Annotated in this window: 3 protein-coding genes; all 3 read right to left on the reverse strand. The window is 38.8% G+C overall.

The annotated features are described in order from the left end of the window. Positions 1-869: hypothetical protein (locus N3D17_07650; protein ID MCX8083238.1), on the reverse strand; the 869-nt coding region annotated here is incomplete at its 3' end. 285 nt (positions 870-1,154) lie between these two features. Further along, positions 1,155-2,948 carry an ABC transporter ATP-binding protein/permease gene (locus N3D17_07655; GenBank protein ID MCX8083239.1) on the reverse strand — a complete coding sequence of 598 codons (1,794 nt, stop codon included), beginning with the start codon at positions 2,946-2,948 and terminating at the stop codon, positions 1,155-1,157. Next, the gene (gene lpxB, locus N3D17_07660) at positions 2,929-4,044 is read right to left on the reverse strand and encodes a lipid-A-disaccharide synthase (protein MCX8083240.1); all 1,116 of its coding nucleotides are present in this window, start codon (positions 4,042-4,044) and stop codon (positions 2,929-2,931) included. Before lpxB ends, N3D17_07655 begins: the two co-directional genes overlap by 20 nt. Positions 4,045-4,149: the final 105 nt, after the last annotated feature.

Below are 4,149 nucleotides of genomic sequence, written 5' to 3' on the forward strand. Positions count from 1 at the left end.
GTGGATAAGAGACAGGTAGATGAGAAAAAGGGACAGGTGATATCTCCACTGTTGGTAAGATTGTAGATATTGCCTCCTGAAGATATGGCACTCATTCCTGTTCCATAACTAATCGCTTCTGAAAATGCCTGAACACCAGCAGCATATACCTCTTTATTTTCTAAGGTTGCTTCTGCTTTAATGTTCCCAGAGTTTTCAAGTGAGCATATATTGCCTCCAGAAGATTCTACATCTCCATAACCACTATTCGCAGATGACTCTGCTAAAACACCAAAGGCAACAACATCATAATCATAATAATAAAAAAGTGCACCTACCTCTCCACTACCTAACTCGTCTGGCATCCCTGTCTGTGTCGCTGTTGCTGTAATATTGCCACTGTTGGTAAGGGAATTGATATTACCGTCAGAAGCTCCTCCACGGATATGGACACCATAAGCATATGCTTCCTCATCTCCTGTTGCTTCTGCCGTTATATCTCCTGAGTTGTTAAGAGAGGTAAGGTTAGTATAGTCACCATAAATACCTGTTGAATATGCATCATCACCGGTTGCTACAACTTCCAAACTACCATCATGGATAATGTTATTTATCTTTCTCGGTGTGTAGACCCCGTAAGCATATGCCGATATATCCGATGCAGATATATACCCTTCTGCATCCTCTGTGAAGGTAAGATTAACAACATATATTAAAGGACTGTACTCAACATATACACCATATGCCCCTACTCCTTCTTCTCCATACTCACCATCTATGGTTGCAGAAACTGTCTCACTGCCTATGGTTATCCTGTCTGCAAAAACACCGGAACTGAAAAACATACCCGCACACAATACCACCAGCACCAGCCACTTTAATCTACTCATCCTTCCCTCCTTTCCCTCTTTATTTCTCCTCCATTAAAGGGGATGAAGATTGAGGGTGCTAAAGCGTTCCTGTATTCTCCACCCCCACCTATTTCCTCCCCCCTCATATGGGAAGGATTTCTTCTTTCCCCTCGTCCTTAGAGGGCAGAGACAGGGTGAAGGCTACCTCCTCTCTCCCTATCATCCTGTCCATTTCAATTCTTCTTAACCCTCTTTTTATATACTACTCTTTATATACTTTCTGTCAAATTTTTTATACTGTCTTTAAAAACAATTTCACTTTATCTAATGAAACTGTAATTCCCAGAAGTGGTAATACTCACCCTTCTTTTCAATTAACTGGTTATGTGTCCCTTCTTCCACTATCTCACCCTCTTTAAGGACAATAATTCTGTCAACACTTCTTAACGTGGAGAGACGGTGTGCGATGATAAAGACGGTCCTTCCTTTCATTATTCTTTCCATCGCTTCCTGCAAAATCTTCTCTGAATGGCTATCAAGGGATGCAGTTGCCTCATCAAGTATAAGAATTTCCGGGTCCCTGTATATTGCCCTCGCAACAGATACCAGTTGTTTCTGTCCTCCAGAAAAAGACGTTCCCCGTTCTCCTGCGATGGTATCATAACCATCAGGAAGTGATTCTATGAAGTCCTTTATCCCTGCTATCTCCACTGCTTTTCTAATCTTCTCCATATCAGGGTCTTCTGAAAGTACTATATTTCTTTTAAGTGTATCATTAAAAAGTATGGGCTCCTGCGGAACAAACCCGATATGTGCTCTGAGTGTTTCCAGTTTATATTCCCTTATATCCTTACCATCTATTAAGATACAGCCCTGTTCTGGTTCATAAAATCTTAGAAGAAGTCCTATAAGAGATGTCTTTCCCACCCCTGTAGGACCTACAATACCGAGCCGCTCTCCTTTTCTGAGGGAAAAAGAAACATTTTTAAGGACCTCCTTTTTTCCATAAGAGAAATATACCCCTTGAAACTCAATACTCTCCTTTAATCCTGAAAAGACCTCTTTACCTGTATCTCTAACACTTATCTTCGTATCCAGAAAGGAAAATATACGTGGTAGTGCAGAAGAGTCCTGCTTAATACTTACATAGTCACTGCCTATACTTTTAAGAGGACTTATAATAGAAAAGAGAGCAACAAAGAAAAGGATGAGAAAGCCGGAACTTAAAGAACCCGACATTACTTTCATTGCTCCATAATACAGAAGACCGCTTGCCCCGAGTACAGACATAACCTCTGTAAAGGGACCTATAAGAAGAATTCTTCTGGTGGCTTTCATAACTGTTTTGAATATCCTTTCATTTTCCGCAGTAAATCTATTAATTATCTCTTCTTCCTGGTTATATGCCTTTATGATTTGTTGCCCATACACCCCTTCATGTATAAGATTTCCTATTCTCGCATGGCTCTCCTGAACCTTTCTTCCTAACTTCCTCAATTTCTTTCCTGTCCTGTATATCGGATAAAGAAGTGGCGGAAATATCAGGATGGCAAGTAAACTCATTCTCCAGTCAATGGTAAAAATAATCACAAGATACACTACTGCCAATGTCCCCTGAAAGATAATCCCTGGCAGATGTGCCACAAACATCTGCCTTAAAAGGTTGACATCATATATCAGCCGGGATGTAATCTCTCCTGCCCTCCCATATACAAAGAAGTCCATTGAGAGTGTTGCCATCTTTCTGTACATTTTATTCCTGATATCAGTAAGAAGTCGGATTCCAAAAAGGTTAAAATAGTAACGGTTCAGATAGGAAAAGAGTCCTTTCAACCCAATGGAAATTATTATAAAGATAATAAGATATTTCAGAACATCAGCGGGGGGAAGTAAATTCAAAAAGTTTATAACAGGTTCTAAATGTCTGCTTATAGCAGAAGGAATTTTTTCCGGAAGCAGTATCTTTTTCCCGGCAATGATATTGTCCATCAGGGGCACTATGGAAAATATGGAGATACCGTTCAGGAGAGAATTTAATACCATAAAGACCACACCTGTAATAAAATATCCCCATTTCAACTCTACATAGTTCCTTATTCTAAATATCTCTTTTATCATCTTTTTGGAATCCTCTTAGCAAAAACATTGCCACTTTCTCGCTTACACTGCCTCCATCCATCATACCATATAGACGTGCAAATTCATCCATCTGTTTTTTATATAAAATGCCTTTATCCAGCAGGTCTTTTATATCATCAAGTATTGCTCTATAAGAAAAGTGTTGTATATATTCAGGAACAACCTTTTCCCCCAGTATAAGATTTAATGGACTTATCATATCTAATTTTACCATCAATCTGGCAATTATATAATTAAAATACGATGTCTTATAAAATACGAGGAGCGGTTTTCTGTAAAGACATACCTCTAAATTTACAGTTCCGCTTCCAGCGAGGACTAATGCGGACTTTTTTATAAGGTTATATGGATTTCCTTCAATAATCTCAATCTCTGTGTTATGTCTTTTTAAAATTTTTTCTTCTATATCTTTTATCCTTCTATCAGAAGCAGACAGCAACACCCTTACTTTTCTTTGTTTGGAAAGCAGGTTTACGGTATATATAAATACAGGGAGAAGATATTTTATCTCCTCTTCTCTGCTGCCTGGAAGAAGTCCTATAACAGGAATATCTTCTTTCTCCTGTCTCTCCTCTGGACCATCTACTATCAGGTCTATTACAGGATGTCCAAACCAGAAAGAAGGGATATTTTCTTTCTTATAGATATCCTGCTCAAATGGAAATATGGTTATAACTGCCTTTATGTATCTCTTTATTATTCTTATTCTGTTATAGTTGTGCGCCCATACCTTTGGTGGTATATAGTAAAAACAGGGAATTTTTTTCCCTAATGCTCCGGCAAGTTTAAGATTAAATCCAGGGTTATCTATGAATACAATAAAGGCAGGGTTTTCCTTCTCCAGTATCTCTTTCACCTTTTGAAAAGAGTGATAAAAAAGTGGAAGGCGGGTTATCACACCTGAAAACCCCATCTTTCCATAAGGACACTCTATAAACAGGTCTGCCTTCTGCCTTATCCCTTCTCCGCCTGTTCCTATAACAAAAATATCCGGTTCAAACTTCCTTATCCACTCAATAAGAAGTGCACCGTAGTTATCACCTGACTTTTCACCTGCAATAACACCTATCTTCATTGTAAAAGTTTCCTTCACCTGTATTACCCTCTACCCGAGAAGGAGAGTGTTGAGGCGAAGGAGTTATATCAAAATCTAAAACTCTCCACCTATACCTAAAAGCCA

The sequence above is a fragment of the bacterium genome (assembly GCA_026414725.1).
Classification (GTDB): domain Bacteria; phylum Ratteibacteria; class UBA8468; order B48-G9; family JAFGKM01; genus JAAYXZ01.

What these genes read in the sequence shown, in the direction of transcription:
- N3D17_07655 (MCX8083239.1), bottom strand. Translation starts at nt 2,948, where the DNA reads ATGATAAAAGAGATATTTAGAATAAGGAACTATGTAGAGTTGAAATGG.
- lpxB (MCX8083240.1), bottom strand. Translation starts at nt 4,044, where the DNA reads ATGAAGATAGGTGTTATTGCAGGTGAAAAGTCAGGTGATAACTACGGT.